Raw genomic sequence first — 24,641 nt, 5'->3', positions numbered from 1 at the left:
GCGGGCCAGCGTTAGCGCTTGACCTCGTACGACTTTTTCTCGATCAGCTTGCCGTCCTTGAAGCAGAACCGGAAAACCGGCTCTGCTTCGCTGTCCACGACCTCCGAGGACATCAGCACCAGGCACTTCGACCCCTCGGGCTCCGCGGGGCCCTTGCCGTGCAGACCGGCGGTGGCGATGGTGTCGCCGGAAGGGAGCTGGTCGCGGACCTCCTTCTCGGCCGCGCCGACCTTGACCGCGTCGTACTCGCCCGGATCGATCATGCCCTTCTCCATGGCGCCGACCAGGAAGTAGATGCCGAAGCCCCCCGCCACCAGCAGCAGCACCAGGGCCGCGAACGCGATCCCGCATCCCACCGCGACTCCGCGGCCCGTGCTCCTGCCCCCGCGCATCGCCATCGCCAGCTCCCGTTCCGTGAACGTCCAGTCGGCCGGTCCGACCGTGACCGGACCAAGGTCGCCGACCAGGGGCCGCGTCGACTGCTGCCGGAAGTCGTCGGCCACATCGACCAAAGGCGCTGCTTCGACCACCCCGTAGGGGAGTACGCCGGCGACCCGGAACCCGCCGCCGTCGGCCGGGCCCGCGTGGACCATGCCGCCGACGAGCCGGGCCCGCTCGTACAGCCCGGTCAGCCCCTGCCCGCCGCTCACCACGTCCCGCGGCGGGTCGGCGACCGGCTCGTTGCCGATCTCGATGACGAAGGAGTCCGGCTCGTACCGCACCTCGACGTCGATCGGTGCCCCCGGCGCGTACTTGTAGGCGTTGGTGAGCGCCTCCTGGACGATCCTGTACGCGGCGTGGTCGGCGGCCGGCGGGAGGGTCTGGTACTCCCCGAGCCGTCGTAGCTCCACCTTGTTCCCGGCGGCCCGTGCCGCCTCGACGAGCCCCTCGATGCCGGCGGTCCCCCGTGCCGCCCGTCCCGATTCGTCGCCGGCCCGTACGGGCGCGGTGGGCGCCTCGACCGGTGCCTCGATGCCGTCGTTCAGGATGCCGACGACCTCGCGCAGTTCGTGCATGGCGGTCACCGACGCGTTCCGCAGGACGCCGACCGCCTCGCGCTGCCGGTCGGTCAGCTCCCGGTCGACCTCCAGGGCGCCGGTGTGCACGGAGATGAGGGCCAGTTGGTGTCCGAGGCTGTCGTGCATGTCCTGGGCGATGCGCTGCCGCTCCCGGAGCCGGGCCGACGAGGCCACCATCGCGCGTTCCCTGAGCAGCTGGGCGTTGCGCTCCTGCAGGGCGTGGAGAAGGCTCCGGCGCTGGGTCCAGTACCGGTTGGCGAGGCCGGGTGCCAGCGTCGTCCCCAGGTAGTACAGCGTCGACATGAAGACGACGGTCAGGGTCCGGTGCAGGTCCCAGATCTCCACCAGGGACGCGGCGATGTTCAGTACGTACGCGACGGTGAACGCGATCAGCGCCCGGCCGGCGCCGGCGATGTACCGGCCGGCGGACCAGCCGACGAGGATCAGCAGCACCAGCAAGCCGGGCAGGAGGGGCGCGAGGCCGCCGGTGAGGATGAGCGTGGTGGAGGGCAGTCGGCGGCGCAGCAGCGACAGGACCGCGGCGCCCAGCGCCACCGCGGCGAGCTGCCATCCTTCCTCGCCGGCGAGTTCCTCGGTGCCGGCGGCAAGCAGCGCCATGACGACAGCGAGCACCACTTCGCCGGCGGTCCTGCGCCGCGACCACATGCCGGGCGTCGCGAACCATTTCCAACCGGCGGGGATACCGGCCCTGATCTTTGAAGTCGCGTCCACGCTCGCACCCTAGGCAGCGCCCGCCCCGCGCGGCGGCTCTCTTTCGTCGCTCCCCGGCGCGACGAACGTCTCACTCGCCGGCCGCGCCGGCCGCCGACCGGCGGGCGCACGTCCACAACACGCGGAAGCCCCGTAGGTCGATGACCTACGGGGCTTCCGTCTGGTGCGCGAGGGGGGAGTTGAACCCCCACGCCCTTGCGGGCACTGGAACCTGAATCCAGCGCGTCTGCCTATTCCGCCACCCGCGCATTGGGTGTGCTCCGGGCTCCCTCACCTTTCGGTGCGATCGCCTGGCGACATCTGAAGATTAGCACGTCGCAGACCGTGGATTCACATCCGTTGTTTGACCCCCTCCTCGAACGAACAGGGACAGACGGAGACCCGGACCGGGACGGATGCCGGGACGGATGCCGGGACGGATGACAGGGCGGAAGCCGGGACGGACAGGACGGATGCCCGGCACAGACAGGGTGGATCTCGGGACGGATCTCGGGACGGATCTCGGAACGGATCTCGGAACGGATGTACGGATCCACAGAGAGAGGAGGGACACTCGGCGTGAACGAGGAGCCGAAGGGTAACGGGAGGAACGGGGCGGACCGCCCCCACCGTCCCGCCCGGTCCCCCTGCTCACTCCCCGGGTGCGGGACACTGTCCACAGGCCGCCTCTACGATCCGTGGGGAAGGTCTGTGAGAGGTGACACTCGTCCACAGGGCAGAGAAGGGGAACCAGCCGATTTCCCGACGCGTGGATACGATCAGTAAGCAGTACCAGGACGACAACGACGGAGGAGGTGCCCCATGGGAGTCCTGAAGCGTTTCGAACAGCGGCTCGAAGGTCTGGTCAACGGCACCTTCGCCAAGGTCTTCAAGTCCGAGGTCCAGCCCGTCGAGATCGCGGGCGCTCTCCAGCGTGAGTGCGACAACAACGCGACGATCTGGAACCGCGAGCGGACCGTCGTCCCCAACGACTTCATCGTCGAGCTGAGCACGCCGGACTACGAGCGCCTCAGCCCGTACTCGGGTCAGCTCGGCGACGAGCTCGCCGGCCTGGTCAGGGACTACGCGAAGCAGCAGCGCTACACCTTCATGGGCCCGATCAAGGTCCACCTGGAGAAGGCCGACGACCTCGACACCGGTCTGTACCGGGTGCGCAGCCGCACTCTCGCGTCGAGTTCGTCACAGCATGCCGCACCGCAGCAGGCCCCGGCCGCCGGCCCCTCGCAGGGTCATGCGCCGGGTGGTTACGGCTACCCTCCGGCCGGTGCTCCGCCGATGCCCGCGGCCCCGCCGCCGGGCGCCGGCGCACCGCGCCCCGGCCAGGCGCCCGCCGCCGGCCGTCCCACCGCCGGTGGCCCCGGCCCCATGCCTTCCTCCGGCGCCCAGGTGCGCCGGTGGATCGAGATCAACGGCACCCGCCATCAGATCTCCCGCCCGACCCTGGTCCTTGGCCGCAGCACCGACGCGGACGTGAGGATCGACGATCCCGGCGTCTCCCGCCGGCACTGCGAGATCCGGACCGGAACGCCCTCGACGATCCAGGATCTCGGATCCACCAACGGCATCGTGGTGGACGGGCAGCACACCACCCGCGCTACGCTCCGCGACGGCTCGCGGATCGTCGTGGGCAGCACCACCATCGTTTACCGGCAAGCCGAAGGGTGAAGCGGGGGCAATGTCAGAGCTGACCCTGACGGTCATGCGGCTGGGTTTCCTGGCCGTTCTGTGGCTGTTCGTGATCGTGGCCGTCCAGGTCATCCGCAGCGACCTGTTCGGCACGCGTGTCACGCAGCGCGGTTCGCGCCGCCAGGACGCCCGTCCGCAGCAGAATCCGCGCCAGCAGGCGGCCGCGCCGCCCCAGCAGCGCGGGCAGCAGAACACGGGCGGCGGGCGGCAGCGCCGCGGCGCCCCGACCAAACTCGTCGTCTCCGAGGGCACCCTCACCGGCACGACGGTCGCCCTGCAGGGGCAGACCATCACGCTGGGGCGTGCACACGATTCGACGATCGTGCTGGACGACGACTACGCGTCCAGCCGCCACGCCAGGATCTACCCGGACCGGGACGGCCAGTGGATCGTCGAGGATCTCGGGTCCACCAACGGCACGTATCTCGACCGGACCCGCCTCACCACCGCCACACCGATTCCGCTGGGCGCGCCGATCCGCATCGGCAAGACCGTCATCGAGCTGCGGAAGTAGTACGACAATGAGCGAGCGGAGCGAGCGGGCCGAAGCGGTCCTCACGGTGGGCCGCACGGCGGACCGTGGGGTCCCGGCCGTGTCCCGGCACGGGCTCCCGACCGGAGGGTGGGCAGTGTGGCTCGAGACCGGCTGTACCCCGAGGCGACGTCGACGGGGCAGGTGCGCATGAGCCTGTCACTGCGCTTCGCCGCCGGGTCGCACAAGGGCATGATCCGTGAGGGCAACGAGGACTCCGGCTACGCCGGTCCCCGGCTCCTCGCCATCGCCGACGGCATGGGTGGCCAGGCCGCCGGTGAGGTCGCCTCCTCCGAGGTGATCTCGACGCTGGTCACCCTCGACGACGACGTCCCCAGTTCGGACATCCTCACGTCGCTCGGTGCGGCGGTGCAGCGTGCCAACGACCAGCTGCGGATGATGGTCGAGGAGGACCCCCAGCTGGAGGGCATGGGCACGACGCTCACCGCCCTGCTGTGGACGGGCCAGCGCCTCGGCCTGGTGCACGTCGGCGACTCTCGGGCGTACCTGCTGCGCGACGGGGTACTGACGCAGATCACGCAGGACCACACCTGGGTGCAGCGCCTCGTCGACGAGGGCCGGATCACCGAGGAAGAGGCCACGACCCATCCGCAGCGCTCGCTGCTGATGCGGGCGCTGGGCAGCGGCGACCATGTCGAGCCCGACCTGTCGATCCGTGAGGTCCGGGCGGGCGACCGCTATCTGATCTGTTCCGACGGGCTGTCCGGAGTCGTCTCCCACCAGACGATGGAGGACACCCTCGCCAGCTACCAGGGCCCGCAGGAGACCGTGCAGGAGCTGATCCAGCTCGCGCTGCGCGGCGGCGGCCCCGACAACATCACGGTGATCGTCGCCGACGTCCTCGACGTCGACGGCGGTGACACGCTCGCCGGTCAGCTGAGCGACACCCCGGTGATCGTCGGCGCGGTCGCCGAGAACCAGGTGCAGCCCGCGGACGGCGGGGCGATGCAGACGCCGGCCGGTCGTGCCTCCGGGCTCGGCCGCCCCGCGCCGCACCAGCAGCCCCCGGCGGGCGGCTTCGGTCCGCCCGGCAGCGGCGACGACCACGGGTACGGCGGGATGCCCCCGCAGGGCTCGTTCGGGTCGTACGGCGACGAGGACTTCACCAAGCAGCGCGGCGGCCGCAAGTGGCTGAAGCGGAGCTTCTTCCTGATCCTGGCGCTGGCCGTGCTCGGCAGCGGTGCGTACGGCGGCTACCGCTGGACGCAGACGCAGTACTACGTCGGCTCCAACGAGGAGCACGTGGCGCTGTACCGGGGCATCAGCCAGGACCTGGCCTGGGTCTCGCTGTCGGAGGTGGAGAAGGACCACCCCGAGATCGAACTCAAGTACCTGCCGGCGTACCAGCGCAAGCAGGTCGAGGACACGATCGCCGGCGGCAGCCTCGGCAAGGCGCAGACGAAGATCGCGGAGCTTTCGGCGCAGGCCTCGGCCTGCAAGAAGGCCGAGCAGCGCCGTGAGGCCGCCGACAAGGCCGCGGACCAGGCGAGCAAGCCGCCCGCCGACGGTTCCACCCCCGACTCCAAGCCCACCACAGCCGCTCCCTCCCCGGGCCCCACCCTCACGGAGGACGAGCAGAAGCTGGCCTCGAACTGCGGCAAGCAGTAAGCACCCGTAGGGGGCCTTTCACCACCATGAGCGTTGTCACCAACACGACCACCATCGGCGCGATCGAGGCGCCGAGCCGCCGCAACACCGAGCTGGCGCTGCTGGCGTTCGCCGTCGTCATCCCGGTGTTCGCCTATCTGAACGTCGGCCTGGCGATCGACGGCAAGGTGCCCGCGGGAATGCTCGGGTACGGGCTCGGCCTCGGCCTGCTCGCGGGCGTCGCGCACCTCGTGGTGCGCAAGTTCGCGCCGTACGCGGACCCGCTGCTGCTGCCGCTGGCGACCCTGCTGAACGGTATGGGGCTGGTGCTGATCTGGCGCCTGGACCAGTCGCCGCGCATCATCTCCCGGTACAAGACGTTCACCCCGGACGCGCCCAGCCAGATGCTGTACTCGGCGATCGCGGTCGCCATGTTCGTGGGTGTGCTGCTGGTCCTGAAGGACCACCGGGTGCTCCAGCGCTACACGTACATCTCGATGGTGGCGGCCCTCGTGCTGCTGCTGCTGCCGCTGGTGCCGGGCCTCGGTGCCGATGTCTTCGGCGCGAAGATCTGGATCAGCGTCGCCGGCTTCTCCATCCAGCCCGGCGAGTTCGCCAAGATCATCCTGGCGGTCTTCTTCTCCGGCTATCTGATGGTGAAACGGGACGCGCTGGCGCTGGCCAGCCGCCGGTTCATGGGGCTCTATCTGCCGCGTGGCCGTGACCTCGGCCCGATCCTCACGATCTGGGCCGTCAGCCTGCTCATCCTGGTCTTCGAGAACGACCTCGGTACGTCGCTGCTGTTCTTCGGCATGTTCGTGATCATGCTGTACGTGGCGACGGAGCGGACCAGCTGGGTCGTCATGGGTCTGCTGATGTCCACCGCGGGCGCGGTCGTCGTCGGCTCCACGGCCGGCCACGTCAAGTCCCGTGTGGCCGCCTGGCTGGACCCGTTCGAGTGTCTGAAGACGGCGCCCGAGGGCTCCAACATGGCCGCCGCCTGTGACCAGATGACGCAGGTGCTGATGTCGTTCGGTTCCGGCGGCATCCTGGGCACCGGCCTCGGCCAGGGCAACTCCGACCTGATCGGCTTCGCCGCCAACTCCGACTTCATCTTCGCCACCGTCGGCGAGGAGCTCGGCCTGGCCGGCGTCATGGTCTTCCTGCTCCTGTACGGCCTGATCATCGAGCGGGGCGTCCGCACCGCCCTCGCGGCCCGCGACCCCTTCGGCAAGCTGCTCGCGATGGGCCTGTCCGGCGCCTTCGCGCTCCAGGTCTTCGTCGTCGCCGGCGGTGTGATGGGCCTCATCCCGCTGACCGGTATGACCATGCCGTTCCTCGCGTACGGCGGTTCGTCCGTGATCGCCAACTGGGCCCTGATCGGCATCCTGATCCGGATCAGCGACACCGCGCGCCGCCCGGCGCCCGCCCCCGCCCCGTCCCCCGACGCCGAGATGACCCAGGTGGTCCGACCGTGAACAAGCCCCTGCGCCGGGTCGCGATCTTCTGCGGCCTGCTGGTCCTCGCCCTGCTGCTCCGCGACAACTGGATCCAGTACGTCCGCGCCGACGAGCTGAACGCGCACCCGAAGAACCGGCGCGTCACGATCGAGCGGTACGCGAACGAGCGCGGCAACATCATCGTGGACGGCAAGCCGATCACGGGCTCGGTCGACTCCCAGGACCCGTACTACCGGTTCAAGCGGACCTACGTCGACGGCCCGATGTGGGCGCCGGTGACCGGGTACGCCTCGCAGGCGTACGACGCCAACCAGATCGAGAAGATCGAGGACGGCATCCTCACCGGCAACGACGACCGGCTCTTCTTCGACCGCACGCTGTCGATGTTCACGGGCGACAAGAAGAAGGGCGGCAACGTCGTCACGACGCTGAGCGGCGCCGCCCAGAAGGCCGCCTTCGAGGGGCTCGGCAGCAAGACGGGCGCGGTCGTGGCCATCGAGCCGAGCACCGGCAAGATCCTCGCGCTCGCCTCGACCCCGTCGTACGACCCCTCGTCCTTCGCCGGCTACTCCAGCAAGGACGAGAAGGCGTGGATCGCGCTGGAGAACGACAAGAACAAGCCGAAGCAGAACCGCGCCCTGCGCGAGATCTACCCGCCCGGCTCCGTCTTCAAGGTCGTCACCGCGGCGGCGGCGCTGGAGAACGGCAAGATCACCGACATCAACGCGGCGACGGACACGCCGGAGCCGTACAAGATCCCGCTCTCCACCAAGCCCATGATCAACCACGCCAGTGGGTGCGAGAACGCCAGCCTGAACCAGGCGCTCGAGGTCTCCTGCAACTCGGTCTTCGCCAAGCTCGGTGACGAGGTCGGCCGCGACAAGATGGCCGAGATGGCCGAGAAGTTCGGTTTCAACGCCGAGCAGTTCACGCCGGTCCGCTCGGCCGCCTCCGTCTACGACAAGAAGGCCGACCGCGGCGGAAACGCGCTCTCCTCCATCGGTCAGTTCAACACCGCGACGACCCCGCTGCAGATGGCCATGGTCACGGCCGCGATCGCCAACGACGGCAAGCTGATGAAGCCGTACATGGTCGACAAGCTGGTGGCGCCGAACCTCGACGTGATCAAGCAGAACGAGCCGGAGGAGATGAGCCGCCCGGTCTCGCCCGAGAACGCGCAGCTGCTCCAGCAGATGATGGAGAACGTCGTCGCGAACGGCACCGGCGGCAAGGCCGACCTGAACATGGACGGCGTGAAGGTCGGCGGCAAGACGGGTACGGCCCAGCACGGCGAGAAGAACGCCAAGCGCCCCTACGCGTGGTTCATCTCATACGCCAAGACCGACCAGGGCTCCCCGGTCGCGGTCGCCGTTATCGTCGAGGACTCGGAGGGCACGGACCGCGAGGACATCAGCGGTGGCGGCCTCGCCGCCCCGATCGCCAAGGCCGTGATGAAGGCGGTAGTGAAGAGCAGGAGCTGACCTTTCGGCCGGGCACCGGCCAGGTACCGGTCAGGTATCAGGTGCCGGTCCGGGGCGGATCGCCTTCCCGTGGCCGGTAGCGTATGCGCGAACAGCACACCGCCGGACCACACACGGGTGCGGTCGGGACAGACGGAGAGGGCTGGATCAGTTATGGAAGAGCCGCGTCGCCTCGGCGGCCGGTACGAGCTGGGCTCGGTGCTCGGCCGTGGTGGCATGGCGGAGGTCTACCTCGCCCACGACACCCGGCTCGGCCGCACCGTCGCCGTGAAGACGCTGCGGGCCGACCTCGCCCGCGACCCGTCCTTCCAGGCCCGGTTCCGCCGTGAGGCCCAGTCGGCCGCCTCGCTCAACCACCCGGCGATCGTCGCTGTCTACGACACCGGCGAGGACTACGTCGACGGGGTCTCCATCCCGTACATCGTGATGGAGTACGTCGACGGCTCGACCCTGCGTGAGCTGCTGCACTCCGGGCGCAAGCTGCTGCCCGAGCGCACGCTCGAGATGACGGTCGGCATCCTCCAGGCGCTGGAGTACTCGCACCGCGCCGGCATCGTGCACCGTGACATCAAGCCGGCGAACGTCATGCTGACGCGGACCGGTCAGGTCAAGGTCATGGACTTCGGCATCGCGCGCGCCATGGGCGACTCGGGCATGACCATGACGCAGACCGCGGCGGTCATCGGCACGGCGCAGTACCTCTCCCCTGAGCAGGCCAAAGGCGAGCAGGTCGACGCCCGCTCCGACCTGTACTCCACCGGCTGCCTGCTGTACGAGCTGCTGACCGTCCGGCCGCCGTTCGTCGGCGACTCCCCGGTCGCGGTCGCGTACCAGCACGTGCGCGAGGAGCCGCAGCCGCCGAGCAACTTCGACCCCGAGATCACGCCGTCGATGGACGCCATCGTCCTGAAGGCGCTGGTCAAGGACCCCGACTACCGCTACCAGTCCGCTGACGAGATGCGTGCCGACATCGAGGCCTGCCTCGACGGGCAGCCGGTCGCCGCAGCCGCGGCGATGGGCGCGGCCGGGTACGGAGGCGGCTACGGCGGCGGGTACGGCGGCTACGCGTCGGACGACCAGCCGACGACGGCGCTGCGCCAGGCCGACCCGGCCGGCCAGACGTCGATGCTTCCGCCGATGAACTCTGACGACGGCGGCTACGGCTACGACGACCGCCCGGACCGCCGCCGCCAGAAGAAGTCGAGCACCTCGACGATCCTGCTGGTGCTCGCGGGCATCCTGGTGCTGGTGGGCGCGATCCTGATCGGCCAGTCGATCTTCGACGGCAAGAAGGGCACCGACCAGGTGCCCGTGCCGCAGTTCGTCGGCCACACGTTCGCTGAAGCCGAAGGCCTGGCGGCCAACGCCCAGGTCAAGGTGGCTCAGGCGGGTTCGGAGCGGTGCGAGCAGCCCGAGGGCAAGATCTGCAGCCAGACACCGGCGTCCGACGGCACGACGAAGATGGACGTCGGCGCGACGATCCAGGTGATCGTCTCCGAGGGCGCGCCGCAGATCGAGGTCCCGGACGTCGTCGAGAAGTCCCAGGAGACCGCTGAGCAGTCGCTCAAGGACAAGGGCTTCAAGGTCAAGATCGCGTTCGAGGAGTCCGAGGAGGAAGCCGGGCGCGTCCTGAAGCAGGACCCGAAGGGCGGCTCGAAGGCGGAGCAGAACGCCGAGGTCACGATCACGGTGGCGAAGAAGAAGCAGACGCCGCTTCCGGACGTCATCGGACGGGACGTCAACGTCGCCATCCAGCAGCTCAACGCGCTCGGGTTCACCAACATCGCCCAGCAGCAGGAGGACTCGCAGCAGCCTGCCGGCACGGTCACCGGTCAGACGCCCGAGGGCCAGTCGCAGCAGCCCAAGGACGTCCAGATCACGCTGAAGGTCTCCAAGGGCCCGCAGCAGACGCAGCAGCCCGTTCCGAGCCTCTTCGGCCTGACGCTGGACCAGGCCCGTGCCCAGCTGTCCGCGGCCGGTTACCAGCTCGGCAACGTGGACGGCTCGAGCGATCCCAACGCGAGGATCAAGGAGCAGGACGTCCAGGCGGGCACGGTGGGCCAGCCCAACCAGGCGATCAACGTGAAGATGTTCGGCAACAACGGCGGCATCTTCGACTAGCGACCGCACGCAGTACGGGGAGGGCCCCGGCATCCATGAGGATGCCGGGGCCCTCCCCGTTGTCTCCGAGCCGGGTTCTTTCCGTCCCGGGTGCCTGCCCGGGCTTCCGCCCTAGCTGTATTGCCTCGTTAGGTTGGGGACGCGGCTTGCGGGTGGTTTGCCTGCGAGTGCGGTGTGTCCGCGGTGGTGATTGTAGGAGTGGAGCCAGCCGGGGAACGCTTCGCGGCGTTCGATGTCTGACCGGGCGGGCGTAGGCCCATTCGTCGAGCAGGGTGCGGTTGAAGCGTTCGACCTTGCCGTTGGTCTGGGGCCGGTAGGGCCGGGTTCGTTTGTGGGTGATCCCGGCCGCCGCCAGGCTGTCGCGCCAGTCGCGTGAGCGGTAGCAGGAGCCGTTGTCGGCCAGAACCCGTTCGACGGTGATCCCAGCGCCGGTGAAGAAGGCGTGGGCCCGTTGCCAGAAGGCGGTGGCGGTCTGCTTCTTCTCGTCCGCGTGGATCTCGCTGTAGGCGAGGCGGGAGTGGTCGTCGACGGTGGTGTGCAGGTAGCTGTAGCCGGCGTTCCTGCGGGTCTTGCGGACCGCTTGCCGGCCCAGGACCTTGCGTCCGCCGCCGTCGGGGATGTTGCCGAGCTTCGAGGGGACCAGGCCGAGCAGGTGGGCGATACGGGCCGGTCCCCAGCGGCGCAGGAGGCGGACCTTGATGATCCGGCGTTCGGTCCGGGTCGGTGTCCGGCGCGGCGTGTGATGGGGACGGCTGGAGCGGTCACCCATGCCCGCTTCGCCCAGGGCGCGGTAGCGGTCGGCCCATCGCTGGGCGGTGGTCGGTGAGACCTGGAAGCGTTCGGCGGCCCGGCGCAGGGGCCAGCCGTCCTCGACCGCACAGCGGGCCAGACGCAGTCGGCCGGTCTCGGTCAGGGGGGCATTACGGTGGGGTACGAGGGCCTTTCGGTCAGGTGCAGACGTCGTGATCCACACCGGGTGCAAAGCAGGCGTCTCAGCTCTCGGCGGGGGCGGCGGGCTGGTCTGCTTGCCGGGAATCGGATCGCCATCAACGGGGTTGGTGGGGGATGAGCCGTTAATCGCCATCAACGGGGTTGGTGGGGGATGAGCCGTTATTGGAGGGCCATGCGAGCGATTCAGGTGTACGAAGTGGGCGGTCCCGAGGTGCTGCAGGAGGCCAAGGTGGACCAGCCGCGGCCGGGTCCGGGCGAGGCGGTCGTGGAGGTCGCCGCATCCGGGGTCAACTTCCTCGACGTCTACCACCGCGAAGGCCGGTACAGCCTCCCGCTGCCCTTCACCCCGGGCGCTGAGGGCGCCGGCACGGTCGTCGAAGTTGGACCCGGCGTCGCTGACGTCGCAGTCGGGGACCGGGTCGGTTGGGTGGAGATTCCCGGCACGTATGCCGAGCGGGCCGTCGTGGACTCCTCCCGGCTGGTGCCGCTGCCCGACGATATCGGCTTCGAGACAGCCGCCGCCGTGCTCCTCCAAGGCATGACCGCGCACTATCTCGTCAAGGACGCCTACCCGGTTCAGCGGGGCGACACGGTGCTCGTGCATGCGGCTGCTGGTGGCATGGGGCTGCTTTTGACCCAGCTCATCACCCATCTCGGCGGCAGGGTGATCGGCACGACGTCGACCACGGCGAAGGCCGAGCTGGCGAAGCGTGCCGGGGCCGCTGAGGTGATCCTTTCCTCCGCAGTCGACGATCTCGCAGCCGAGGTGAGGCGGCTCAACGGCGGTCAGGGACTGCCGGTTGTCTTCGACGGCGTCGGCGCGCACACCTTCGATGCGAGCCTCGCCAGCCTGCGAAGCCGCGGCCATCTCGTGCTCTTCGGCGCGGCAAGTGGTGCCGTGCCGCCGTTTGATCCGATGCGGCTCGCCCACGGCGGTTCGCTGACCCTGATCCGGCCCAGCCTCGGGGACTTCATCGCCGATCGGTCCGAACTGCTCCGACGGGCCGCCGATGTGTTCGAGTGGGTGCGCTCCAAGGCGCTTGAGGTCACCGTAACGGGCCGCTACGCATTGTCCGAGGCCGCCCAGGCCCACAGCGATCTGGAGGCTCGGCGTACCACCGGCAAGCTGCTCGTCGTACCCGATGCGGCCGCTATTGGACGCCGCGAGGAGACGCAGAGCTGATCGCGGGTGACGAGGTCGGGGATCTCGGAGACTGAGAAATCGAGGGCATGGCCGACCGTCATCGCCAAGATCCCCGACAGCGTCAGGCACTCAGCAGTCCAAGATCAAGTTCTGGCGGGTTTCTGGCGTATCTGGGGCACACCCCTTCAAGATCCCTCAGCCGAGACCTGGCTCACCCGTCCACAACCTCCCGGGACAGAACACCTAGCGCAGCTCCGCCGGCGGTGTGCGGTCGCTGTCGACCTTCTCCGTGCGCTCCAGCTCGCCCCACACGATGTAGCGGTAGTCCGAGGTGTACATCGGCGTGCACGTCGTCAGCGTGATGTAGCGGCCCGGCTTCGTCCTGCCCGATTCCTTCGGGATCTGCTGGAGGACGTCCACGTTGTACTTCGTCGTCTCCGGCAGGGTCTTGTAGACCTTGTAGACGAACCAGGTGTCCTTGGACTCGAAGACGATCGAGTCGCCGTTCTTCAACTTGTGGATGTTGTGGAACTTCGCCCCGTGCCCGTCGCGGTGCGCGGCCAGCGTGAAGTTGCCCTGCTTGTCCTGCGGGAGGGCCGACTTGATCGGGTCGAGGTAGTAGCCGGCGACACCGTTGTTCAGGGTCTCGGTCGCGGTGCCCTTCTTGACGAGTATCTCGTCGTCGCCCATCGCCGGGACGTGCAGGAAGCCGATGCCGCCCTTCGTGTCCAGCGCACCCGGGCCCTGCGCCCACTGGTCGCGGACCTGGTCGCCGTCGCGGCCGGCGGCGCGGTCGGCGAGGACGTTCGTCCACCACAGCGAGTAGACGACGAAGAGACCGAGCACCAGGCCCGCGGTGATGAGGAGTTCACCGAAGACACTGATGACTCCGGCGATCCGGTTGCGCGCACGTGCCACTGCGTCGTCCCGTCTGAGGTGTGGGTCGTGAGGTCGAGGGTCTCAGCCTACGAGCGCGTCCGGCTTTCCCTTGCTCCGCGGGCGTTCCTCGACCATCTTGCCCCACACGATCATGCGGTACGTACTGGTGAATTCGGGCGTACAGGTCGTCAGCGTGATGTACCGCCCCGGCCCCTTGAAGCCCGACTGCTGCGGCACCGGGTCGATGACCGACACGTTCGACGGCGCCGTCTGGGGCAGGATGCTCGCCATCTCGTACGTGTAGTACGCGTCCTGGGTCTCGACGACGATCGGGTCGCCGGGCTCCAACTGGTTGATGTAGCGGAACGGTTCCCCGTGCGTGTTGCGGTGCCCGGCCACGGCGAAGTTGCCCTGCTTGTCGCCGGGCATCGCCGTCTTCAAGGTGCCCTCCGCGTAGTGGCCCACCATGCCCCGGTCCAGGACCTTGGGCTTGCTGATGCCCTCGGCGACCGGGACGACCACGTCCAGCTTGGGGATGTACATGATGGCGAAGCCCTGCCCCGGCTCGAACTCGCCCGGCGCCCGGCCCTTGGACCAGGAGTCCTCTATCTGCCCCTTGGCCTGGTTCGCCTGCTGGCCGGCCCGGACGTTCGTCCACCACAACTGGTAGGTGACGAACAGCAGCATGACCACGCCGAAGGTGATGAACAGCTCGCCCACGACGCGGCTCGCGACGACGCCGACGCTGTCCTTCTGGGCCTTGGCCGCACGGCGGGCCTCGACGCGCGAGAGCGGGGCCGCGGGGGCCTCGGAGGACGTCTCCGACGGCTCCGCCGGCGTCGCTCCCCGGCGTCCGCGTCCCTTGGCGGCCTTGCGGCGCTCGGCCCTGCCAGGGCCCGGGAGGGGGGCTGCGGCGGGTTCGGCGGTCCGCAGGGCCATCGTCTCGTCGTACGGCTCGTCCTGGGCCTCGTAGGGCGTCTCGTAGGGAGTCTCAGGCGCCGGCTCGGGCGTCGGCCCGGGCGCCGGCTCGACGGAAGGCTCCGCTGTCGGCTGGTACACAGCCTCGTACCCGGACGCGTCGTACCCCGACGCGTCGTAGGCGGGCGTCTCGTACCCGGGTGTCTCGTACGTGGGCGTCTGGTACGCCTCGTAGGCGGGCGTCTCGTACGCCTGCGTCTCGAACCCCTGCGCGGTCCGGTACGCCGTCTCGTCGTACGAAGCCGTCGGCATCGGCTCCCCCGGCCCCGGCTCGTCCGGCAGATTCGTCGCCCGGAACCACGGCGACTCCGCCGTCACGCGACGGCCTTGCCCACCACCGGCGCGAGCCCCGCCGACCGGCCCACCGCCCCCTTGTCGCCGCACTGCTCCAGCCAGTTGGCGAGCATCAGGTGGCCGTGCTCGGTGAGCACCGACTCGGGGTGGAACTGCACGCCCTCGACCGCCAGATCACGGTGGCGCAGCCCCATGATGATGCCGTCGTCCGTGCGCGCCGTGACCTCGAGCTCGTCCGGCAGCGCGGCGGGCTCGGCGGCCAGCGAGTGGTAGCGCGTCGCGGTGAACGGCGAAGGAAGGCCCGCGAAGACGCCCTTGCCCTCGTGCGTGACGAGCGAGGTCTTGCCGTGCAGCAGCTCGGGGGCGCGGTCGACGACACCGCCGTACGCCACCGCCATCGACTGCATCCCCAGGCAGACGCCGAAGACGGGCACGCCGGTCGTGGCGCAGTGGCGGACCATATCGATGCAGACACCGGCCTGTTCGGGCGCGCCGGGGCCGGGCGAGAGCAGGACGCCGTCGAAACCGTCCTGCGCGTGGCTCAGTTCGACCTCGTCGTTGCGCAGCACCTCGCACTCGGCGCCGAGCTGGTAGAGGTACTGAACGAGGTTGAAGACGAAGCTGTCGTAGTTGTCGACGACGAGAATCCGCGCGCTCACTGGCCGTCCACCGTCACATCGTTGAACGGAAGCAGCGGCTCCGCCCAGGGGAACACGTACTGGAAGAGTGCGTAGACGATCCCGAGGACGAGTACGAGCGAGATGATCGCCCTGATCCACGCGTTGCCCGGCAGATGCCGCCAGATCCAGCCGTACATGACGTCCACTGCCCCTTCCGTTCGTTACGGGCACCAGAGTACGGGGGATCGGGGCTGTCAGGGGTCAGCCGGCCAAAGCAGGTGGCTTGCCCTGCGTCACAGGCTGGGTGGCGTCCAGGTGCGCCCAGGCGATCAGCCGGTGGCTGCTGCCCCACTCGGGCTCGCAGGTGGTGAGGGTGAGATAGCGGCCGGGCCCGTCGAATCCGGACCTTCGGGGGACGGGGTCGATCACACCGATGTCGGTGGGGACGGTCCGATAGGGCTTGCGTGCGACGCGGTACGTGAACCAGGTCGTGCCGTCGGTGAGGACGACCGCGTCACCCGGGCGGAGCCGGGGGAAGTCCTTGAACGGATCTCCGTACGTGCGCCGGTGGCCTGCCACGGAGAAGTTGCCGGTCTCGCCGAGGCGGGCGGTGGCGGCGTAGTGGCCGAGGCCCTTCTTCAGGATGGCCGTGGAGGTGCCCTCCAGGACGGGCCACTCCCAGTTCCCGCCGAGCCGGGGGATGTACATGACGGCGATGCCCTTGCCGGCCGTGTACGCCTTCGGGGGCGGTGCGGTCGCGGTGGTGTCGGGGACGGGCCGGTCGATCCACTCCTGTTCCAGGGTGTCGATCTGGCCGGCCGTGGCGCTCTCGGCCTGGACGCCGGTCCAGAACATCACGTACACGACGAAGAGGACGATCAGGGTCCCGACGGTGATGCACAGCTCGCTGAACGTTCTGACGATCAGTCGCACCGCCACCGGCCGGGCCTCCCCGCAGTCAGCTCACAGGCTTCGCGTAGTGGAGATCCACTGTGCCGGAGTAGCCGGGAAGAGTCACCGCCCTGCGCTCGTCCACTTTCCAGCCGAGTCCGTACGCCTTCACGTAGAGCTGGTAGTTCTGGACGGCGGGCGCGTCGGCGAGCGCCTTGGTCAGCTTCCCGCGGTCGCCCACGGCGGTGATCTTGTACGGGGGCGAGTAGACGCGGCCCTGGAGGATCAGGGTGTTGCCCACGCAGCGCACGGCGCTGGTGGAGATGAGCCGCTGGTCCATCACCTGGATGCCCCGGGCCCCGCCCTTCCACAGGGCGTTCACGACGGCCTGGAGGTCCTGCTGGTGGATGACGAGGTCGTTGGCCTGCGGTTCGGGGTAGCCGGGGGCGGCCTGGGCGTTCGGCGGGGCGTCGTTGAGGGTGACGGTCAGGCCCTGCCCGGAGATCGGGGTGGTGCCCGCGGCCGTCTCCAGGGCGCGCAGCTTGGCGTCCTCGGCGCTGGTGGAGCCGTCGTCGCGGGCGGCGAGGGCGTCGACCTGGCCGCGCAGGGCGGCGGTGGACTCGTCCAGGCCGGCGTTCTTGTGGCTGCGCTCCTCGATCAGGTCGGAGAGCCTCAGCAGGGAGGCGTCCGTCCGGATGTTCGTACCCTTGGCAGTGTTGAAACTGGTCACGAAGATCAGTCCGGCGAGGGCGAAGACGGCAGCGGTCAGCACCCGGACGGGGCGCCACCCAGTGGTTCGGCCCGGCCCGGGGGATGAGTCGGCGGAATTGCTCAACGTACCCTGATCCCCTTCGGTGCCGCGGAACCACTACGCTAACGGACGCCCGGGGGACGCAGTGGTCCTCCTACGTCACAGTCGTCCCGCCCCGGCGCCAGCCACAGTTCCCTGCGCGGTCACGCAGCGCATCGACAGGAGAGTCCCTCGTGCCGAAGTCACGTATCCGCAAGAAGGCCGACTTCACGCCCCCGCCCGCCAAGCAGGCCACCAACATCAAGCTGACCAACCGCAGCTGGGTGGCTCCCGTGATGCTGGCGCTGTTCGCGATCGGGCTGGTGTGGATCGTCGTCTTCTACGTCACCGACGGCACGCTGCCGGTGAAGTCCATCAACAACTGGAACATCGTGGTGGGCTTCGGCTTCATCGCGGCCGGGTTCGGCGTCTCCACGCAGTGGAAGTAGCTGCTCCCCGCTCTGCCCGTCAAGCCTTGCCCTGAACTTATCCACAGCGTTGTGCACAGCACTGGATAACTTACGAAGATCTGTGGATAACTCAAGGGTAGGTTGACGCCGGTGTGACTGCGGCGCCCCTGCCGGAAGCGCGCCCCGCCCCTCACTCCCGCTGGAAAAGCCCAGCTCAGGAGTGAGGGGCGTAGTCGTTCTCCACGAGGTGCACAAGATCCACCACTCGCTGTGGATAACTCTGGGGAAAGCTTTTCGGGAAGCTCGTCCACAGCCCTCGTCGCTCAGGTGAGCACGGCCGAGCGGGCGAGGATCATGCCCAGGTCGATCAGGAGCACCAGTCCACAGGCCGTGTACTGGACGACGTTCCGCCGGGCCCTCGGCGCGTGCAGCAGACCGTAGGTCACCAGGGCGCCGCCGACGAGGCCGCCGATGTGCGCCTCCCAGGAGATTCCGGGGCGGGTGAAGGTCAGCAGCAGCGACAGGCCCACGAAGAGGATCACCGGCCGCATGTCCAGCCGCTGTCGGCGGGTGAGCACCGCCCAGGCGCCGATCAGGCCGAAGACGACGCCCGAGGCGCCCAGCGAGGGCTGGTTCGCCGGGGAGAGCAGGAAGGCGAGCGCGGAGCCGGAGAGTCCGGAGAGCAGACAGAGCGTGGCGTAGCGGATCCGGCCGAGCTCCGGCTCCACGATCCCGCCGATGACCCACAGTCCCAGCATGTTGAAGACGAAGTGCGCGACCTCCTGGTGCAGGACGGTCGAGGTCACCAGCCGGTACCACTCGCCGTCCGCGACCCCCACCACCTCGGCGAGCGACGGGCTGAAGGCGTAGCCGATCAGCGCCAGCTCGTCCACGACCCGGTCGCCGGCCACCTGGACGGCGATGAAGAGGGCCAGGTTGATCGCGATGAGGATCTTGGTGACCAGGCGCCCGTCGGACGCCACCCGCCCGCCGGCGAGCGTCCGCGGCTGGTTGGCGTCGGGGGCGTGACCCGTGCCGGAGCCGTTGCGTACGCAGTCCGGGCACTGGAAGCCGACGGAGGCGGAGACCATGCACTGCGGGCAGATCGGCTTGTCGCAGCGGGTGCAGCGGATGCCTGTCTCGACGTCCGGGTGGCGGTAACAGCGCGGCAGGCCGGACTGCGGCTCCATGGAGGTCCCTCCCGAGGAGATGGGGCGACGAGGCAGCGCCCCGCCCTCCTGATACGGATGAGCGGGGCGGAAAGGTTCCCTGGCGGAACGGGCACCGACCGGCGGTCCGATCGGCACGTCGTTCAGCGCGTCTTCGGCGCGTCGTTCAGCGCGTCTCGATGACGACGGACTCCAGGATCACGTCGTCGAGGGGGCGCTTGGTGTTCGCGTTGACCGGCGTCGCGGCGATCGTGTCGACGACCTTCTTGCTCGCCGCGCCGACGACCTCGCCGAAGATCGTGTGCTTGCGGTTCAGCCAGGTCGTGGCCCCGACCGTGATGAAGAACTGCGAGCCGTTCGTGCCCGGGCCCGCGTTGGCCATCGCCAGCAGGTAGGGACGGTCGAAGAAGAGCTCCGGGTGGAACTCGTCGGTGAACTCGTACCCCGGTCCGCCCGTGCCGTTCCCCAGCGGATCGCCGCCCTGGATCATGAAGCCCTCGATGACCCGGTGGAAGACCGTGCCGTCGTACAGGCGGTCGGCGGCGACGTTGCCGGTGGCCGGGTGCGTCCACTCCCGCTCGCCCTGTGCGAGCTCCGTGAAGTTTCTGACCGTCTTCGGGGCGTGGTTCGGCAGCAGCCGAATCTCGATGTCGCCCAGGGTGGTCTTGAGAGTGGCGTAGAGCTGCTCGGCCACGGTCCGCCTTCCGTAAGTCTCCGCTGACGCGCATCGCATCCTCGCACGGAAGAGACAGGGCGATGCCCCGGATGCCCGCCCCACATGCCGGACCGCGATCGGACAGGCATGATTTCGAAATGGGTGGAAAGGCGAAAAACCGACACCGCCACCGAGGAGGAGGATCCCGTGACCCGGATGGACAGCGTGCGCGCCGCGACCGATTCGGCCAAGGACAGCGTGCTGCACGCCGCGGAAGTGGTGGCGCCCTACGCGAGCACGGCCAAGGAGCAGGCCTCGCAGTACGCCGGCACGGCCAAGGACCACGCCGCGCTCTATGCGCACGAGGCGCGCGTCCGGCTCGCGCCGAAAGTCTCAAAGGCCGCTCAGCAGGCCCGTAAGCAAGCTCGTGTGCAGTACGAGTGCCATGTCGCACCCCATGTACCGCCGCGGGTGGACGAGGCCGCGCAACGTGCCGCGATCGTCACCCGCAAGGCCGCCCGTCAGGCGGCCGACTACACCGTTCCGCGTGTCGAGAACGCGGTCGCCGCGACCGGTCCCGTCCTCGATGAGGCGGGGTCGCGTTCGGTGGCCGCCTGGGCCGCGCTGCGCGGACAGGTGACACCGAAGGAGATTCGGAAGATCGTGAGGAAGCATGAGCGTCGGGCCAAGGCCGGACGCGTCGCCATCGGACTCGCGGTCCTCGGCGTGGTGCTCGGCGGCGCCTTCGCCGCCTGGAAGTGGTGGGACAAGCAGGCCAACCCTGACTGGCTGGTCGAACCGCCCGCTCCTACCGAAGTCGATGAGGGGTCGTCGGAACCGTCGTCCCGTACGTCGCCGCTGTCGTCCGTCGACGGCAGTGGAGCTCTCGATCCCGAGGTGGAGGCCAAGGAGGCCGACACCGATACCGATGCGGGGCGCGACGAGCGTCGCTGACCGCGGGGTTCGCCGACCACGGACTGCCTCCGCGTGGCGCGGTGGCGCGGTGGCGCGATGGGTCGTGGGGCACGGGGAGCACGAACTCCCTGCGCCCTACGCCTTCGCGGCGAGCGCGATGTCCGTCAGCTCCGTCTGGTCCGTGAGAGCGGTCTCGTCCGGGGCGCCGGCCGGCAGGTGGCGGACGGAGGGCGAGGAGCCGTGCGCCTCGGCGCCGATGCGCTGCTTGATGGTGGGCGGCAGGGAGCGGTCGCGGACGCCGGGCCACTGATGCGCCGCCCGCTGTGCCGGTACGACGGCCTGGGTGCGCGCGGCCGGGGCGGCGGACGAGGCCGGCTCCTCCGGCTGCTGGACGGCGGGAGCCTGTGCGGCGGTGGCGGTGGACGCCAGGCCGACGGAGGCGAGCAGGGCGAAGAGTACGGAGATGAAGGCGGTCCAGAACTGCTTGACCTTGGCGGTGGCCATGGCCCCTCGCTTTCGTGACGTTCTCGGATGGTGCATTTCGATTTGCGCGCTTTTCGTACCTTCCTCATGATGTGGACGGGCGCCTCGATTCCTCGGAGCGACGCCGCCTCCGCGCAGTTCTTCCGATGAACACCACCCGTACGGCTCAGCGGGCGCCGCCGAGCTCCGTGGCCGCGCCGGTGGCTTCCGCCTGCGCGCGCGCCTTCCGGGCCCATCGGACCGCGGGTTTCGTCGCCGCCGAGGCCGCGAGGAAGATCCCGCCGAGCAGCGGGAGCCGCAGGAGCAGCAGCGCGTTGAGGAAGGTGAGCAGCGCGTACGGGCGGTCCCGGAGCACCGCGAGGCGCGGTTCGCCGCCGGTCGCGGCCGGGGCGGCGGGCACGGACGGCGGCCCGCGCAGGACGAGGGCGCAGAGCGTCCCGTCCGGCCGCGCGGGCGCACGCACCGGCGCGCGCACCGAAAAATGCCCCCTGACGCCGCGTTTCCGCAGGTCAGAGGGCATTCTGGGAGTGGAGCCTAGGGGAGTCGAACCCCTGACATCTGCCATGCAAAGACAGCGCTCTACCAACTGAGCTAAGGCCCCGGAACGAGAACAGAGTACCGGGTCACCCCCTCTTTCCCGCAAAAGGATTGGGACTCCCCGTCGGCGACCACGCTCCGTAAGATGCTGACCGAGGTTCGCAGTGGCGAACCGCAGGGATGGGGAGAAGCAATGGACACAGCGCAGCAGGAAGCCACGGCAAGAGCCAGAGAGCTTCAGCGCAGTTGGTACGGAGAGCCACTGGGGGCGCTCTTCCGTCGCCTGATCGACGATCTCGGGCTGAATCAGGCAAGGCTCGCGGCCGTGCTCGGTCTTTCGGCGCCCATGCTCTCCCAGCTGATGAGCGGCCAGCGGGCCAAGATCGGCAACCCGGCCGTCGTGCAGCGTGTCCAGGCCCTTCAGGAGCTCGCCAGTCAGGTCGCGGACGGCAGCGTCAGCGCGGCCGAGGCCACCGACCGCATGGACGAGATCAAGAAGTCCCAGGGCGGCTCCGTGCTGACCGGCACCAGCCAGACCACGACCAGCTCGGGCGCGCCGACCGTGCGCCGCGTGGTCCGCGAGATCCAGTCGCTGCTGCGCTCGGTCGCGGCGGCGGGAGACATCATCGATGCGGCGGACTCCCTCGCCCCGGCCCACCCGGAACTGGCAGAGTTCCTCCGGGTGTACGGCGCCGGGCGTACCGCAGATGCGGTCGCGCACTACGAGTCGCACCAGAACTGACGTAGAGCAGACGGTTCGGCACACACGGCAGAACGAGACGGCACGACGGGGAGCGGGCGCAGCGCAATGGGTGAGGTCTTCGCTGGTCGGTACGAGCTGATCGACCCGATCGGACGCGGTGGCGTCGGTGCGGTGTGGCGTGCCTGGGACCACCGCCGCCGCCGCTATGTGGCGGCCAAGGTGCTCCAGCAGAGCGACGCCCACACGCTGCTCCGCTTCGTCCGGGAGCAGGCGCTCAGGATCGACCACCCGCATGTCCTCGCACCGGCCAGCTGGGCCGCGGACGACGACAAGGTGCTGTTCACCATGGATCTGGTGGCCGGCGGGTCTCTGGCGCACGTCATCGGCGATTACGGTCCGCTGCCGCCGCGCTTCGTCTGCACCCTGCTGGACCAGTTGCTCGCCGGACTTGCCGCGGTGCATGCGGAGGGGGTCGTGCACCGCGACATCAAGCCGGCGAACATCCTGCTCGACGTCACCGGGACCGGGCGGCCGCATCTGCGGCTGTCCGATTTCGGCATCTCGATGCGCAAGGGCGAGCCCCGTCTCACCGAGACCAACTACGTGGTGGGGACGCCCGGTTACTTCGCTCCCGAGCAGATGATGGGTTCGGAGCCCGACTTCCCGGCCGACCTCTTCGCGGTCGGCCTGGTCGCGCTCTATCTGCTCCAGGGCCAGAAGCCCGACTCCCGTGCCCTGATCGAGTACTTCATGGCGCACGGGACCCCGGGAGCCCCGGAAGGCATTCCGGAGCCGCTGTGGCAGGTCCTCGCGGGCCTGCTCCAGCCGGACCCGCAGGCCCGCTTCAAGACGGCGACGGGCGTGCGCAAGGCGCTGACCTCGGCGGTCGAGATGCTGCCCGAGGCCCGCCCGGACGAAGAGCCGGTCGAGGTCTTCGACCAGATCGGCCCGCTGCCCGCCGGATTCGGCCCGAACGGCCCGGAGACCCCGGCCCCGGCCCAGCCACCGGCCACCCCCACCTCCGTACCCGTACAGCCCCCTGCGCAGCCTCAGGCACAGCCGCAGGCACAGGCCCAGCCACAGCAGCCCGTGCCGACGCCGAGCCCCTCCGAGACGGGCAGCTTCCACCTGCCCCCGCCCCCTCAGCCGGTCGCCGCCCCCACGCAGCCCCCGGTCGCCGCCCCATCCGCGCATACGGCCTCCCCCCATCCCGCCGCCGCGCCGGACTTCGCCCAGGCCCCGACGGCCGCGGTGTCGTTCAACCAAGCCTCCACTCGTCAATACACCGCTCACGCCCATCAGGTTCCCGCCCAGGCCGCTCCCGCCGCCCCGGTCCCGGCAAAGCGACCGGGACCGCCCCCGAAGGTGGCGGTCCCGGTTCTGGTCGTCGCGCTGATCTGCTTCGCCGTCGGCATCTGGGCGCTCACCCAGACCTGACCGGCCGGGCCGCACGACCCGGCCCGCCCCCGCCGACCAGGCCGCCCCGGCACGACCTGGCCCGCCCCCGCCGACCAGGCCGCCCCGGCCTACCAGGCCGTCGGTGGTCCGAACTGCGGTGGCCCGTCCTGCGGCGCCGTCCGCGCCGCCCGGCGCCGCCCGGCGAGCGTCCACAGGCCGAGCCCGACGATCAGCACCGTTCCGGCGCCGATGCCCGCCGCCGCGACCAGGGCCATGCTGTCGCTCTTCTGCGCCTGCGGCCCGCTCGCGCCGCTGGCCGCCGCGTCCCGGTCGTCGTCGGTGACCTTGAAGGCCCCGGCGTCACCGTCGTACGCGGGCCCGGCCTTCGCCGTGCCGGTGACGTTCACCCGCAGGGTCAGCGGCACCGGCTTGTCCCCGTATTCCTTGGCGACCTCCGGGCTGAGCGTGGCCGACAGGTAGTACCAGCCCGCGAACCGCAGGGCGTTCGTGTAGCTGTTGGAGGAGTAACGGTTCTCGAACGCGACCGGCCGGTGCGGATCGAGTGCCAGCGTCGCCTGCTTGCCGTCGTAGCTGAGGGTGTCCTCGTCGACATGACCGAGGGCCGGGTTGTCGAGCGACAGGACCAGCGCGTTGCTCACGTACGTCGTGGCGCCCGAGGGGCTGCTGCCGATCTCCGCGGTGGCGAAGAGCTGCTGCCCCCAGTCGACGGGCACCCGGTAGAAGAGCGTCTGCCCGGGCTTGATGTCGGCGCGCCACTCGCCCTGCTTCAGCGAGGTGGCGTCGTGGAAGCCCGCGCCGCCCTGCCGCTTCTGCGGGCCGCCGGCGGGCGGCGGGGGCGAGGAGGAGGGCCAGTTGTCGGGCAGCTCGGTGGGCCCGGTCTGCTTCACCCCGGGCTCGGTGAGGTACCGGATCTCCAGTTCCCAGTCGTCGGGCGTGGAGACCGCCTTGGAGGTCCGCTCGACCAGCACGTAGTAGGCGCCCGCCTGCTGGCAGGTCGAGCTGTCGGCCTCGATCGTGCGGTGGGCGTACGCGGTGATGGGCCGGGTGAACCCGGCGGAGCCGAACGCCGTGTCCTGGTAGCCGCACTGCGCGTTGGAGCCGTCCTGCAGGCTGACCTTGATGCCGTCGCCGTACTCCACCTTGCCGCCGGCCTTGGGGACGGCG

General features: G+C 69.7%; 23 protein-coding genes, 2 tRNA genes and 1 pseudogene. 11 read left to right on the top strand and 15 right to left on the bottom strand.

What is annotated here, in order from left to right; all coding sequences use genetic code 11:
• Positions 1–11: 11 nt before the first annotated feature.
• Both ACFVZW_RS11665 and ACFVZW_RS11660 read right to left on the bottom strand, forming a co-directional pair.
• Complete coding sequence (locus ACFVZW_RS11665; RefSeq protein ID WP_384519972.1) at positions 12–1,685, bottom strand: sensor histidine kinase; 1,674 nt, start codon at positions 1,683–1,685, stop codon at positions 12–14.
• A 227-nt stretch (positions 1,686–1,912) separates the two neighbouring features.
• Positions 1,913–1,999 (bottom strand) — tRNA-Leu (locus ACFVZW_RS11660).
• A 553-nt stretch (positions 2,000–2,552) separates the two neighbouring features.
• On the opposite strand from ACFVZW_RS11660, the gene ACFVZW_RS11655 reads away from it, so the two are divergent.
• The 6 genes from ACFVZW_RS11655 (at position 2,553) to pknB (ending at position 10,639) form a co-directional block, all read left to right on the top strand.
• The gene (locus tag ACFVZW_RS11655) at positions 2,553–3,416 is read left to right on the top strand and encodes an FhaA domain-containing protein (protein ID WP_384519872.1); all 864 of its coding nucleotides are present in this window, start codon (positions 2,553–2,555) and stop codon (positions 3,414–3,416) included.
• 10 nt (positions 3,417–3,426) lie between these two features.
• Entirely contained in the window at positions 3,427–3,951 is a 525-nt protein-coding gene (locus tag ACFVZW_RS11650; protein WP_384519870.1) for an FHA domain-containing protein, read from the top strand.
• A 168-nt stretch (positions 3,952–4,119) separates the two neighbouring features.
• Complete coding sequence (locus ACFVZW_RS11645) at positions 4,120–5,598, top strand: Stp1/IreP family PP2C-type Ser/Thr phosphatase (protein ID WP_384519869.1); 1,479 nt, start codon at positions 4,120–4,122, stop codon at positions 5,596–5,598.
• Between the two features lie 26 nt (positions 5,599–5,624).
• Positions 5,625–7,055 (top strand): FtsW/RodA/SpoVE family cell cycle protein, encoded by a 1,431-nt coding sequence (locus ACFVZW_RS11640; RefSeq protein WP_329118513.1) that lies wholly within the window; start codon positions 5,625–5,627, stop codon positions 7,053–7,055.
• The gene (locus tag ACFVZW_RS11635; protein ID WP_384519865.1) at positions 7,052–8,518 is read left to right on the top strand and encodes a peptidoglycan D,D-transpeptidase FtsI family protein; all 1,467 of its coding nucleotides are present in this window, start codon (positions 7,052–7,054) and stop codon (positions 8,516–8,518) included. Before ACFVZW_RS11640 ends, ACFVZW_RS11635 begins: the two co-directional genes overlap by 4 nt.
• 153 nt (positions 8,519–8,671) lie before the next feature.
• Entirely contained in the window at positions 8,672–10,639 is a 1,968-nt protein-coding gene (gene pknB, locus ACFVZW_RS11630; RefSeq protein WP_384519863.1) for a Stk1 family PASTA domain-containing Ser/Thr kinase, read from the top strand.
• 111 nt (positions 10,640–10,750) lie between these two features.
• Here the strand turns inward: pknB and ACFVZW_RS11625 are convergent.
• Positions 10,751–11,606 (bottom strand): annotated as a pseudogene (locus tag ACFVZW_RS11625) (integrase core domain-containing protein).
• A gap of 156 nt (positions 11,607–11,762) precedes the next feature.
• Here ACFVZW_RS11625 and ACFVZW_RS11620 point away from each other — a divergent pair.
• Complete coding sequence (locus ACFVZW_RS11620) at positions 11,763–12,773, top strand: quinone oxidoreductase family protein (protein WP_384519859.1); 1,011 nt, start codon at positions 11,763–11,765, stop codon at positions 12,771–12,773.
• A 204-nt stretch (positions 12,774–12,977) separates the two neighbouring features.
• On the opposite strand, the gene ACFVZW_RS11615 is transcribed toward ACFVZW_RS11620, so the two are convergent.
• The 6 genes from ACFVZW_RS11615 to ACFVZW_RS11590 are packed head-to-tail and all read right to left on the bottom strand — an operon-like array spanning position 12,978 to position 17,231.
• Positions 12,978–13,652: a class E sortase gene (locus ACFVZW_RS11615; protein WP_384519857.1), complete on the bottom strand. Its 675-nt coding sequence runs from the start codon at positions 13,650–13,652 to the stop codon at positions 12,978–12,980.
• Between the two features lie 42 nt (positions 13,653–13,694).
• The gene (locus ACFVZW_RS11610; RefSeq protein ID WP_384519855.1) at positions 13,695–14,909 is read right to left on the bottom strand and encodes a class E sortase; all 1,215 of its coding nucleotides are present in this window, start codon (positions 14,907–14,909) and stop codon (positions 13,695–13,697) included.
• Positions 14,906–15,544, bottom strand: a complete 639-nt coding sequence (locus ACFVZW_RS11605) for an aminodeoxychorismate/anthranilate synthase component II (protein WP_376438990.1) — start codon at positions 15,542–15,544, stop codon at positions 14,906–14,908. Before ACFVZW_RS11605 ends, ACFVZW_RS11610 begins: the two co-directional genes overlap by 4 nt.
• Complete coding sequence (locus tag ACFVZW_RS11600) at positions 15,541–15,711, bottom strand: hypothetical protein (RefSeq protein WP_329125917.1); 171 nt, start codon at positions 15,709–15,711, stop codon at positions 15,541–15,543. Before ACFVZW_RS11600 ends, ACFVZW_RS11605 begins: the two co-directional genes overlap by 4 nt.
• Before the next feature lie 55 nt (positions 15,712–15,766).
• On the bottom strand, positions 15,767–16,444 hold the full coding sequence (locus ACFVZW_RS11595) for a class E sortase (protein WP_384519853.1): 678 nt from the start codon (positions 16,442–16,444) through the stop codon (positions 15,767–15,769).
• Positions 16,445–16,463: 19 nt separating this feature from the next.
• Positions 16,464–17,231, bottom strand: a complete 768-nt coding sequence (locus ACFVZW_RS11590; RefSeq protein ID WP_384519851.1) for a DUF881 domain-containing protein — start codon at positions 17,229–17,231, stop codon at positions 16,464–16,466.
• 149 nt (positions 17,232–17,380) lie between these two features.
• On the opposite strand from ACFVZW_RS11590, the gene crgA reads away from it, so the two are divergent.
• Positions 17,381–17,635: a cell division protein CrgA gene (gene crgA / locus ACFVZW_RS11585; RefSeq protein ID WP_329118500.1), complete on the top strand. Its 255-nt coding sequence runs from the start codon at positions 17,381–17,383 to the stop codon at positions 17,633–17,635.
• Between the two features lie 284 nt (positions 17,636–17,919).
• Here the strand turns inward: crgA and ACFVZW_RS11580 are convergent, their stop codons facing one another.
• Together ACFVZW_RS11580 and ACFVZW_RS11575 are read right to left on the bottom strand one after the other, a co-directional pair.
• Positions 17,920–18,786, bottom strand: a complete 867-nt coding sequence (locus ACFVZW_RS11580; protein WP_384519850.1) for a rhomboid family intramembrane serine protease — start codon at positions 18,784–18,786, stop codon at positions 17,920–17,922.
• 145 nt (positions 18,787–18,931) lie between these two features.
• A complete protein-coding gene (locus ACFVZW_RS11575) occupies positions 18,932–19,459 on the bottom strand; it encodes a peptidylprolyl isomerase (protein ID WP_384519848.1) in 528 nt (175 codons plus the stop codon).
• A gap of 168 nt (positions 19,460–19,627) precedes the next feature.
• Here ACFVZW_RS11575 and ACFVZW_RS11570 point away from each other — a divergent pair, with 168 nt between their 5' ends.
• The gene (locus ACFVZW_RS11570; RefSeq protein WP_384519970.1) at positions 19,628–20,374 is read left to right on the top strand and encodes a DUF5324 family protein; all 747 of its coding nucleotides are present in this window, start codon (positions 19,628–19,630) and stop codon (positions 20,372–20,374) included.
• 96 nt (positions 20,375–20,470) lie between these two features.
• Here the strand turns inward: ACFVZW_RS11570 and ACFVZW_RS11565 are convergent, their stop codons facing one another.
• The 3 genes from ACFVZW_RS11565 to ACFVZW_RS11555 form a co-directional block, all read right to left on the bottom strand.
• Positions 20,471–20,839 (bottom strand): DUF6344 domain-containing protein, encoded by a 369-nt coding sequence (locus tag ACFVZW_RS11565; protein WP_384519846.1) that lies wholly within the window; start codon positions 20,837–20,839, stop codon positions 20,471–20,473.
• Positions 20,840–20,984: 145 nt separating this feature from the next.
• On the bottom strand, positions 20,985–21,293 hold the full coding sequence (locus ACFVZW_RS11560; protein WP_384519844.1) for a hypothetical protein: 309 nt from the start codon (positions 21,291–21,293) through the stop codon (positions 20,985–20,987).
• Between the two features lie 53 nt (positions 21,294–21,346).
• Positions 21,347–21,419, bottom strand: a tRNA-Ala gene (locus ACFVZW_RS11555).
• Positions 21,420–21,548: 129 nt separating this feature from the next.
• Here ACFVZW_RS11555 and ACFVZW_RS11550 point away from each other — a divergent pair.
• On the top strand, positions 21,549–22,097 hold the full coding sequence (locus ACFVZW_RS11550) for a helix-turn-helix domain-containing protein (protein WP_384519842.1): 549 nt from the start codon (positions 21,549–21,551) through the stop codon (positions 22,095–22,097).
• Between the two features lie 66 nt (positions 22,098–22,163).
• Positions 22,164–23,495, top strand: a complete 1,332-nt coding sequence (locus ACFVZW_RS11545; RefSeq protein ID WP_384519841.1) for a serine/threonine-protein kinase — start codon at positions 22,164–22,166, stop codon at positions 23,493–23,495.
• Positions 23,496–23,584: 89 nt separating this feature from the next.
• On the opposite strand, the gene ACFVZW_RS11540 is transcribed toward ACFVZW_RS11545, so the two are convergent.
• Positions 23,585–24,641: hypothetical protein (locus ACFVZW_RS11540; RefSeq protein ID WP_384519839.1), on the bottom strand; the 1,057-nt coding region annotated here is incomplete at its 5' end.

This window comes from Streptomyces sp. NPDC059567, assembly GCF_042735655.1.
GTDB lineage: Bacteria > Actinomycetota > Actinomycetes > Streptomycetales > Streptomycetaceae > Streptomyces.
The sequence above is the reverse complement of the archived record's forward strand: the minus strand, read 5'-3'. Positions and strand labels throughout refer to the sequence as shown.